The organism is Pseudoalteromonas sp. UBA6610 (assembly GCF_002433295.1).
GTDB lineage: Bacteria > Pseudomonadota > Gammaproteobacteria > Enterobacterales > Alteromonadaceae > Pseudoalteromonas > Pseudoalteromonas atlantica.
The window spans coordinates 1-10,038 of record NZ_DJHW01000069.1 but is presented as its reverse complement, the minus strand read 5'-3'; the positions used below and the strand labels follow the sequence as shown (position 1 = coordinate 10,038).

The following is a 10,038-nucleotide window of genomic DNA, read 5'->3' as shown; positions in this document are numbered from 1 at the left end:
GTCTACTTTTATGGAGTCAGATCATTTAAGTAACAGCTAACAGCTAATTCTATTCATTCCGCCCCTAATTATAAACATTATTTTGATACTGTTTCCTAAAACAGCTTATTTATCTAACTTTATAAATATAATAAATTGCACTCCTAGATTGATAAAACCTAATTCAACAACTGGAGTTACACATTATGTCTGCCACCCAATTACAACTTGCTCGTGCTCTAGCGTTACCTTCAAGAGAGGCCATGTTAAATCGTGAGCACTCTGTACAGCATTTTTGGTACAACAACGACCAACTACTTACACAAGCCTGGAAAGAGTGGGAAGAAACCGAAGTAGATACAACCACCTTTACCTTGGACGATTCATTACTAGATAAAAACTTACGTGAAGCCGTTAATGCAGCATGGCAAGATCCATCAAAAGAGCATTTAGTAAAATCACTACTAGAAGAAGTAGCAACTGATGTGTATCAGTTTCAATTTTTTGATCCTGAGCGCCTAGCAGTTTTACGTGGTTACCTAGAAAAAGTATGGAATGCTAACATTCCTATGCGTCCACCGTACGGTATTGTATTAAACCGCCGCGGCGCCATGCTCGACAAACGCTCAGAGGGCTATTTAGCTGCTCCTAGTTTTCAGGCATTTTATAACCAAGTATTAAATACATACATGCGCCCTATTTCACGTTTATTGTTTCCTGAAATCATAAGTTACGATACGCAAACGTTTGGTTTTTCTATTTATTACGACCCAAGTACAGATGCGTCTATTCGTCCGCATACCGATGCATCATCAGTAACATTAAATATTAATTTAAACTTACCTGGCGAAGAATTTAGCGGATCAGAGCTTGATTTTTACGACCAAGTAAACGAAAAAGTTGTGCAACTTAGCTTTAAACCAGGCACCGCCATGATCCACAAAGGCAATGTACCACACGCGGCAAAACCTATAACCAGTGGCGACAGAACAAACCTAGTGTTATGGCTTTTTGGCGATAATGGCCGTATACCAGCGCCGGGTTCTAAACGTACAGATATTGATGCAAAAGAGCGTTGGACTACGCCAAAAACAACGCCAGACGGCTACGCACCTTTTTAAACGGTGCCAAGTTTAACCTTTTGTGCCTAATACTTGCCCATTAAAGGTATTTAATCATACTTTAATGGGCTATTTACTTGTTACATAACCACTTAGTTACTATCTTTTTAGTATGCTAAGTTAATTTAAACAGCCTAATGAAGTTAAACTTTTTTATAATAACTACACTGCTTGTATCCTCTTTTGCCTGTGCATCGCCTACTAAACAAAAATTAGTTGTAGGTTTTGGCGAAACCCTACCACCTTTTGTAATGTCACATACCAACAGCGGGCTAACCCTCGATATTATTAAAGCCGCATTAACGCCTTTAGGTTATCAAATAGAGCCACGCTATTACCCTTATACTCGCCGCGCTAAAGAGTATATAGATGGAAAGCTCCACATACTAGCCGACATAAACTTAAGCACAGAAAACGGTAATCTCCTAAGCGGTTATATTTCAAACGAAGCCTATGAATACGAAAACGTTGCGATAGCCCTAAGGAGCAAGCATTTTAACTTTACTAAAATTTCAGATTTAACACATTACAGCTTAATCTCGTGGCCCAGCGCCGGCATACATTTAGGTGAAGAATATGCAAAAATGGCAAAAGCCAATACACAATATTACGAAGTGCACGACCAATCTCTTCAAGTTAAAATGCTTTTTTCAAATAAGGCTAATGTCATTCAAATGGATAAACAAAGTTTTGATTACTATCGCTCAACCCTTAAAGGTATTGATAGCACACAACCTGTAGATCACTTTGCGCTGTTTGGTAAAAGCCCTAGTGGCTATTTATTTAAATCAAAAAAATTACGTGATGACTTTAATATTCAGCTGCAAAAGTTAAAAAATTCAGGCGAGTACTCTAAAATATTAAAAAAATACAAACACGCCAAATAAAAAAGGTCGCTTTAACTAAGCGACCTTTTTACGTTTACAGCGCAAAATACCAATTAAAACTTATAAGAGGCAGAAAATTTAACGTTACGTGGTTTACCAGGTTGTACCCATGCATCGGCAAACGAGTTTGTGTAATACGTTTCATCAAACAGGTTATTTACCTCAGCCGTAACACCAATCGCGTCTGTTACATCGTAATTTACAAATACACGCGCGGTTGTATAACTGGGTAGTTTAAAGTCGGTACCAAAATAGCCATTGCGTTCGTCTACAAATAATAGCCCGCCACCAAATTTAATTGCATTGCCATATAACTCGGCCGATTTAACAAGCTGCAAGCTAAGTTGATGCTCTGGTACATTTAAAAGTGACTCGCCGGCCTCTACTGTGTAGCCAAAGTTAGCATCAAAAAATGAGTTTTCTATTTGGGCATCTACATACGCATACGACGCCCAAATTTCTAAACTATCGCTAAGCTCACCCGTTAGGTCTATTTCTATTCCCTTACTTTGCGCTTCACCAATGGCTGCGTAGGTAAACGCTGTTGGGTCATCTACTACTAGCATGTTGTCTTGATCTACTTTAAATACGGCAACGGTACCAGATAACGCGCCATCGTTAAGTGTAAATTTTACACCTAGCTCAGCAGAGGTAGATTGGTTTGGCTCAAAACCATCGCCATTGGTATCAGTGCCCGAAAGCGGGCGAAAGTTTTCGCCATAGGCTGCATAAACAGATACATAATCACCGGCTTCATACACCACACCAAACTGCGGGCTCACGCGCGACTGCGTTTGTTTAGTATTAGTGCCTGCTAAACGGTTATTTAAGCGCTGCTCGTAATCATCAAAACGGGCACCAATACGAATATCTAACTTATCGGTTACGCTTATTTGGTCTTGAATAAATACCCCTACCGACTCTTGAATCTCTACGCGGTCGGTATTAGATGTAGGCGTTGGTAATTCATACGCGCCGTATACAGGGTTAAATACATTAATGTATTGATCGCCCCGTACACGTAAAATAAATTGATCGTTTTCAAATTTATCAGCGTCAACACCCATAATTAAACGGTGCTCAAAACCGCCCAGCTCAAGGCTGCCGCTTAGCTCTGCACGCAATACATGGTATTGAGCATCAAAATCGCGGTAGCGCCTAAAGCGGTTTACTTCGCCATTAACTACGCCGCCAAACCCGGTTTCGGTTGCAAAGCCTTCCATAGAGGTATCACGGTAGTTTGCACCAAATAAAATGCTCCAGTTATCATCAAAGTCATGAATGTACTCTAACTGATGCCCTAGTACATCGGCTTCAATTGGGCCATCGCCCGGCTCACCTAAAAAACGGCTTTGTGGAATAAGCCCAAGTTCGCCATCTATGGCTAATACGCCTCTATCAAACGGCACTTCTTGGTCGCTGTATTCAAGCTCGTAAACAAGTTGGCTGCTGTCGTTAATATTCCACACTATTGACGGGCTAAAGCCGTGTTTAGTGGTTTCTATGGTGTCTCTAAAGCTCTGGGCGTCTTCGTAAAAACCAACCAGTCTAATTGCAACGTCATCGTTAAGCGCTGTGGTGTAATCAACATCGGCGCGGTAAGTATTAAAACTTGCTACCGAGAGCTTAATTTCACCTTGCGTATCAAACGTTGGGCGTTTAGTAACTAGGTTTACTGTACCACCTGGCTCACCACGGCCAAATAAAGCCGCACGCGGGCCTTTTAAAACCTCAACCGACTCAATACCCGACAAATCACGCGAGCCACCAAAACCGCGCCCAGCATTAAAACCATTTACTAAGTAGTTACTCGGTAGATTTTCATCGCCTACAAAGCCACGTAACGAAAAACTATTCCAAAGCCCTCCAAAGTTATTTTGCCGTGCAACAGAGGCCGATAAGTCAAGCGCTTGGTCAAGGCTTACTGCACCTGCATTTTCAAGGGCTTCTAAATCAATTTTAAGCTCTGATTGTGGAGTTTCTAGTTGGCTAAAGTTACCTTGGTAAGCTTGACGCGTAGCAACCACAGACAGCCTTTCAATGTTTGTGTTAGCACTGTGTGTTTGCTGGTTTTGCTCAGTAGCCAAAGCCTGACTGCTAAATAAGCTTACTAGGCACGCACTTAAATAGTTGAGCTTAAGCCCTGTTGTGTTGGTTTTCATTGTGAACCTTGTTAGTAATATAAGTGTTTTATAATTATGGTGTTGTTACTAGGAGCGCCAAACAGCGGCGGTTAGCGCGCCTAGTAAGGATTACTTTGCTATAGCCTCAAAGCGTGGCATGTTATTGAGAACTGATTTAGGCGGGTTACCCTTATAAAATAACCAAGGGTAATAAAACTCACGTAATTGCTGATGATAATCGCGAATTTGCTGCTCGTATGCATACGCCGCTACTGAGTCGGTTTGGGCGGCGCGTGTTAAGCTGCGCTGCAATAATAGCGGTGGCGAAAACCACGACACAACGCCTGCTAAATCATATTTTTTAGCGGCTGCGTCTCGGTATGCTTTTGAAAGCGGCGCTGCTTTTAAATCGCCCATTTGCTGAAATGCGTAATACCATTTCCACTCAAACTCACTGCTCATAGCAATGTATGGCGCAAGTGCTGGGTACTCTTTAATAAAAGGCTGCATAGTGGCAGATTTTGGTAAATCCCAGGCATCATTTACGGCTTCACGCTGAGTAAGCATAATGTCGCCACCCTTAGGCGAATGCACCGACTTGTTTATAGCAAGGTCGCCTAAAATAGGAATAATAAAAGCAAATAATACCCATAAACCAATTAGGCCAGAGGCAACGCGCGGGGCACTAGTCGCATTTTTGCCCCACCACACACTCAGCGCAGTCCAAAATGCAAGGTAAGCAATACAAAGCAGCGATACATACGCAATTTCAAACGCGCTTGCCCCAGCTATAAATGCACCTATAAAAAATGGCAGCATTAAACACACTATTACTGCTAAAAACCTTACCGTTATACGTGCGCCCCACAAAGCAAAGTACGATTTAGCTGTAGTAACCAGTAGGTCGTGCCTGCCGCTAGTGCGCTCATTTGCAAATAAGTCATGAAACAGCAAAATAATAACCAGTGGTGCTAAGGCGCTAATTACAAATACAAAATCAATTTTACCGGCTTGTGCCAGCTCGGCATTTTGCGCATCGCTTTCGTAAATTTGCCCCTCTATGGCCAATAAATTAATACGGTGTTTCCACGGGAATATATCGCGTTCCCCTAATGCTGCAAAAGCAAGGTTAGATGGCTGAGAATACGTTAAATGAAAACTGTAATAAGCCAGCATGCCCGGATCGTCTTGCTTTTGCTGCACTTTAGCGCGATCGCTTTGATCTGCAGCTTTTAAACGCTCTATTGTTTGCTGCTGCGCACTTACTTCGCTAAGCCCGCTGTATATTGCAAAGCCCGATAAAACAAAGCTACATAACAGCAATACCACAAGGTACTTTTGACGGAGTAAAAAGCCCCATTCTCGTGTAAGTTGTGTAATTAAATAACTCATATCAAACGTTTTCCTACCAATTTAATACCGCCTACAAGTACTACAATCCACAGTATTAACTGTAAAAAAGTAGGTACACTTCTTTGCGCGCGAACATCAGCGCTATCTACATCAAAGGTAAAGTTTTGCAGTATTTGCCAGTTCTCTGATCCTACGCGCGCTTTTTTAGTAGCCTCTGTATTGGCGTTACGGTTCATATCAACTTGGTAATCAAGCTTTTCAATGTGTACTTTGTTAAGCCCTTGCACAAAATCAAAGCGCAGCTGTTCGGTTTCGCGTAAAAAGCGATGATGGGTTTCTATGCTGGTGCCCACTACAATCATCGACAGCGAGCGAATAGCCACCATAGGCGATACCCAACCAAAGTAACGCGATACCTGCGTTTGTTTAAGCTCACTTTGCATGCGCTGCTCAGCAAACTGGTTTAATACCTTAGTTTGTTTGGCCTCTGATTCACTGGCCACTAACCCTCTAAAGTTTACTGGCAGTTCATCAATGCTGTTTACGTTGTATTTTTTTAGCAGAGATTGTTTAAATTGCTTAAAGGCGGGGTCGTTGGTGTTATGGCCATCACCTAGTTTTCTAAGCTCAGCTTTTACTGCAAAGTCGGTTTCTATTTTACCGTCCGATGGCACAGCCGTAGAGGCACTGGTACTTGCTACGCGCGGCATAACAATGCACAGTAAAATCCACACAAACGCAAGCGCTGTAAAGCTACCACTATTTTTACTAAACACGCTCGATGCTAATAAAACAACTAACACCCACACGCTTAAATACAATGCATAGCCCACAATAAAACTAACAACTGCTAAAAGGCTCTCACCCGCGCTAAGCGTAAATAACGCCGACACCGCTAATGGCGCAATAATTAACCCAACAACACACAAAAGCGCCAGCCCTTTACCCGCAATAAGCGTGCTGCCCTTGGTGCCTTGCGCCAATAAATACGACAGCGTTTGCGATTCGCGCTCACGGCTAATAGAGCTGTAACCAATTAAAATAAGCAGTAACGGCGCTAATGTTTGCACAATAAAAGCAGGCGTTAAGCTGCCAAGTTTTGTTAAAGCTGTGCCTTGGCGCTGCTCGGCAAACATTGCACTATTTTGCCTATGCCCTTCTAAAAATATTGAGTTACCGGTGTAAGCATCTATACCTGGGTCGAGTGTGCTGAGTGGGGTTGGCGTTCTAAAAGCGTAATGCCCATAGTGCACCATTCTGTGTGGGTGGCGATCGGGTTGCTCAGCAAAGCTTTGCTCTGCATTGCTTTGTAATTCATTACGAGTGTGGCTAAGTTCGTGCATTGTAATGGCAGTCACCACCACCGATGAAAGCGTAAGTAATAAACCTATGGCTAAAACGGTCATCGCCAGTTTTGAGCGAAGCCAATAGCGCCACTCATCTTTGGCAACTATAACCACCTTTGAAAAATTATTTTTGCTCATTACGCGCCTCTTTGTGCAAACGCGGCATGAACTTGCTCGGTATCAATACGGCCGTTTTCTGGCGCGTCAAATTCGCCCACCAGCTCGCCCGCTCTTAATAAACCAATTCGGTTTGCAACTTGGCATGCGCCGTATACATCGTGCGTTACCATTAAAATAGTAGCGCCGGTTAATGCAAGCTCACGCACTAACTGGTTAAACTCATCAATAGCAACAGGGTCAAGGCCCGATGTAGGCTCATCGAGTAAAAATATGGGGGCTTGGCGTAAAATAGCCAGTGCAATCGCAGTTTTTTGCCTCATGCCTTTAGAGTACGTTTGCATGGGACGCTCCCATGCAGCTTGTTGTAGCGCTACACGGTTAAACGCAGCATTAATTTGCTCATCGGTTTTTTTAATATCAGCAAGCGATAAAAAATACGCCACGTTTTCGCAGGCAGTTAAATGCGGATATAACGTGGCCGACTCTGGCAAATACGCCGTTTTACCGCGTACAAAATCAAGTGCCTGTGTTACCTCTTTGCCCGCTACTTTTACAGAGCCTTGAGTGGGTTTATTAAATCCAAGCAAAGTTTTTAACGTGGTTGATTTACCCGCGCCGTTACCGCCAAGTAACGCGTAAATTTCGCCTGAGCCTACGCTAAAGTTTAAGTTTTTTAAAATAGCGTTGTTTTTAATGCTAAAACTTAACGAGTCCACTTCAATAATGGCTTCGCTTTTAACTGCTTGAGTAGCGGCTTGAGTTGTATTTAGGGCTTCATTACGTGTTTGTTCCACACGTGGAGATCCTTTCGGTGATGTTTGATTAACAGCTGTAGGTGTACTCACATTCAAACTCTATTAAGGGAAATTAGAATGCGGTGAATGTTATACTATATCAAACACATATTGCAACACTATAACATATTAATAATTAACAAATGATGCAGAGGTTTTAATAGTGTTACCCACGTTGATTTATTCAACGGGTTTTGCCTATTACAAAAATCCATAACCATTTAGGCTAAAATCATTCATAACGCAGCGTTTAATATTAAGTACTTAAGTTATTTACACCTTACTTTAAAGTAAATTGAACTATTAAGTTTTCAATTGCTAAAATGCCCACCTATTTTTCTATCAAGAGATACAATGGCAAATTTCAATACTCATCTTAATACTGCAGTCATCGTCACAGGTTTAGGCTCGGCCACTTTATTAACTGCAGGCCATATTGATTTAAACGGCGCACTTTGGTTATGGTTTTTAGGCTCAATTGGCGGCTTATTACCCGACATAGACTCAGATAACTCAACCTCGCTCAATACTATTTTTAACTTATTCGCACTGAGCGCTGTATTACTGGTGCTGCATTACATAACCACCGAGCTAATAATCGAAATTAGCTTTATTGAGCTAATCGTAGTGCCGTTATTAGTGTACGGGTTTATGAAATACATTATTAGGCCCATTTTTGAATGGATCACCGTGCACAGAGGCAGCTGCCACTCGTTATTATTTTTAGTGCTATGCGCGCTTTTAACAACGCAAGTAACGTGGCAACTAAACGAGCAAACAACCACACAAGCAGCCACCTTTGCCTGGTTAACAGGTGGGTTTATTTTAATCGGCGGGTTAATTCATTTATTACTCGATGAAATTTACAGTGTAGATTTAAGCAATGTCACTATTAAACGCTCCTTTGGCACCGCGTTAAAAATAGCCGACTTCGACAATAAATTAATTACCTTGGCATCAATAATTGCCATTGCAGCTTTAATCTATGTAGCCCCGCCTACAGAGCAAACTATTATCGCATTAAGTGATTGGTCTCATTTTAGGCTTTTATCTTAATAAATAACATTTATAAAAATACCCATAAACATTGTTTGTGGGTATAAATGCCAATTTAAGTTTCATTAAAAGCGCAAGTTTTAGCCTATTTAATATTAATTATTATTTTTATTGGTTTTAGTGAAATAATTACTCCGCTTTACCTGTCTTATAGCAGCAATACTTTCATCTGTTTGATGTATGCAAAGCGACTACAACTTTTAAAGCGTCAAATATAAAATTATAAGAGGTACATAATGGAATTTACACATAAACGCACCACCCTAATTACAGCATCGTTATTGTTAGCGTTGGCGATAACCCAGGCTATTTTTACAGCCCTTTACAGTGCTGAAATTAGCTTTTCAAGACAGTATGCATGGGGACTAGAAGCCGTGCTGTTTACTGTGCTTGTGGCCTTTGCAAGTACCACTATGGTGCAAGCTAAAAACGCTCAACTAGGTTGGTCGGCTATCACATTTAGCGCAATATTAAACATAGTACAGGTAAGCATTGGCCTAACGTTGTTTTCAACATTTGGTAAAGTAGCGGGCGCAGTAGAAGGCGCACAACCTTTAATTGGTGGCGTGGTGTCTTTATCATTCATGATTTACTACGCAGCTAAATTATTATTAGGCTTAGCAGCCCTTGTATTTGGCCTATCTTTTATTGCTAAAGGTGGCAAAGCCATTGGCGGCCTTACAGCCTTAGCAGGTGCAGTTGCAATGCTTGCCAATGCAGTATTAATTATTGCTGGGCGTGATGGATTCCTGCCATCAGGCGTTGCTGGCGCATCGGGTATGATTGCAACATTACTTTTAGCAATCTGCTTATTTAGCCTTAACCGTAAGCAAGACTAAGGTTTAGAGCCTTTTTAGTAAGGCACTTACTTAAATAAGTTATAAACATCGGCGTGATTTAGAGTGCTAATTCGCCGATGTTTTATGTTTAGAGTGATGAAATTTAAAGTGCCAGCTACCTTAATTATTTATAGCTAGTTCACAAAGAGGTTATGAGGCGCTGCGCTTTTAGAGGGTAAAAATATCTTATATCAAAAGCTTTTAACCGATTTATGTTTTGATGTATGAAGTCAAGATTTGACCCCTTGCCTTTTTTGACACGTCTAAATTCGCCATCACGTTCGGAAAAAGAGAAAGCTTTAAAGACCAATCCACAAAGAGGATTAGAGGCGCTTCGCTTTTAGAGGGTAAAATAGCTTATATCAAAGCAATTTTACTAATTTAAGTTTTGATGTGTGAAGTCAAGATTTGATAATCATA

General features: G+C 41.4%; 8 protein-coding genes. 4 read left to right on the top strand and 4 right to left on the bottom strand.

The annotated features are described in order from the left end of the window. Positions 1–185: 185 nt before the first annotated feature. Both B4F91_RS09650 and B4F91_RS09645 read left to right on the top strand, forming a co-directional pair. Positions 186–1,100, top strand: a complete 915-nt coding sequence (locus B4F91_RS09650; RefSeq protein ID WP_286936759.1) for a 2OG-Fe(II) oxygenase family protein — start codon at positions 186–188, stop codon at positions 1,098–1,100. A 137-nt stretch (positions 1,101–1,237) separates the two neighbouring features. Further along, on the top strand, positions 1,238–1,987 hold the full coding sequence (locus B4F91_RS09645; protein WP_286936761.1) for a substrate-binding periplasmic protein: 750 nt from the start codon (positions 1,238–1,240) through the stop codon (positions 1,985–1,987). A 53-nt stretch (positions 1,988–2,040) separates the two neighbouring features. Here the strand turns inward: B4F91_RS09645 and B4F91_RS09640 are convergent, their stop codons facing one another. From B4F91_RS09640 to B4F91_RS09625, 4 genes are all read right to left on the bottom strand, one after another. After that, positions 2,041–4,149, bottom strand: a complete 2,109-nt coding sequence (locus B4F91_RS09640; RefSeq protein ID WP_286936762.1) for a TonB-dependent siderophore receptor — start codon at positions 4,147–4,149, stop codon at positions 2,041–2,043. 90 nt (positions 4,150–4,239) lie between these two features. Next, the gene (locus B4F91_RS09635; protein WP_273610856.1) at positions 4,240–5,502 is read right to left on the bottom strand and encodes a DUF3526 domain-containing protein; all 1,263 of its coding nucleotides are present in this window, start codon (positions 5,500–5,502) and stop codon (positions 4,240–4,242) included. Further along, positions 5,499–6,947, bottom strand: coding sequence for an ABC transporter permease (locus B4F91_RS09630; RefSeq protein WP_286936764.1), 1,449 nt, complete (start codon positions 6,945–6,947; stop codon positions 5,499–5,501). Before B4F91_RS09630 ends, B4F91_RS09635 begins: the two co-directional genes overlap by 4 nt. Then, on the bottom strand, positions 6,947–7,774 hold the full coding sequence (locus B4F91_RS09625) for an ABC transporter ATP-binding protein (protein WP_286936765.1): 828 nt from the start codon (positions 7,772–7,774) through the stop codon (positions 6,947–6,949). The genes B4F91_RS09630 and B4F91_RS09625 overlap by 1 nt, the downstream gene beginning before the upstream one ends. A gap of 303 nt (positions 7,775–8,077) precedes the next feature. Between B4F91_RS09625 and B4F91_RS09620 the strand changes: the two genes are divergently transcribed. Next, positions 8,078–8,779, top strand: a complete 702-nt coding sequence (locus tag B4F91_RS09620; protein ID WP_286936767.1) for a metal-dependent hydrolase — start codon at positions 8,078–8,080, stop codon at positions 8,777–8,779. Between the two features lie 236 nt (positions 8,780–9,015). After that, positions 9,016–9,618: a hypothetical protein gene (locus B4F91_RS09615; RefSeq protein WP_054982530.1), complete on the top strand. Its 603-nt coding sequence runs from the start codon at positions 9,016–9,018 to the stop codon at positions 9,616–9,618. The last annotated feature ends 420 nt before the right edge of the window (positions 9,619–10,038 follow it).

What these genes read in the sequence shown, in the direction of transcription:
- B4F91_RS09650 (WP_286936759.1), top strand. Translation starts at nt 186, where the DNA reads ATGTCTGCCACCCAATTACAACTTGCTCGTGCTCTAGCGTTACCTTCA.
- B4F91_RS09645 (WP_286936761.1), top strand. Translation starts at nt 1,238, where the DNA reads ATGAAGTTAAACTTTTTTATAATAACTACACTGCTTGTATCCTCTTTT.
- B4F91_RS09640 (WP_286936762.1), bottom strand. Translation starts at nt 4,149, where the DNA reads ATGAAAACCAACACAACAGGGCTTAAGCTCAACTATTTAAGTGCGTGC.
- B4F91_RS09635 (WP_273610856.1), bottom strand. Translation starts at nt 5,502, where the DNA reads ATGAGTTATTTAATTACACAACTTACACGAGAATGGGGCTTTTTACTC.
- B4F91_RS09630 (WP_286936764.1), bottom strand. Translation starts at nt 6,947, where the DNA reads ATGAGCAAAAATAATTTTTCAAAGGTGGTTATAGTTGCCAAAGATGAG.
- B4F91_RS09620 (WP_286936767.1), top strand. Translation starts at nt 8,078, where the DNA reads ATGGCAAATTTCAATACTCATCTTAATACTGCAGTCATCGTCACAGGT.
- B4F91_RS09615 (WP_054982530.1), top strand. Translation starts at nt 9,016, where the DNA reads ATGGAATTTACACATAAACGCACCACCCTAATTACAGCATCGTTATTG.